Annotated in this window: 1 pseudogene; it reads left to right on the top strand. The window is 75.2% G+C overall.

Annotated elements, in window-relative coordinates:
• Positions 1 to 218: pseudogene (locus GTW08_RS19665) on the top strand (hypothetical protein); the annotation flags it as partial.

The raw sequence follows: 218 nt of genomic DNA, 5'->3' as shown, positions 1-218 counted from the left end.
CGAGGCCGCGGGCCGCGCCGTCGACGACGCCCGGACCCGGATCGACGCCTTCGTCGGCGACGTCTACACCCACGGTCTCGACCTGGGTCCGCTCGGGCTGCTCTCGCGGGCGACCGACCCGCAGGACCTGATGGACCGGGCCCGGCTCACCGACGCGCTGAGCGAGGACCAGGCCGCGGTCCTGGAGCAGCTCCAGCAGGCCCGTATCGCCCAGGCCA

Origin of the sequence: Pseudonocardia sp. SID8383 (assembly GCF_009864975.1) — a bacterium.
Taxonomy (GTDB): Bacteria; Actinomycetota; Actinomycetes; order Mycobacteriales; family Pseudonocardiaceae; genus Pseudonocardia; species Pseudonocardia alni.
Note: the sequence above shows the minus strand (reverse complement) of the source record. Positions and strands in the feature narration are given on the sequence as shown.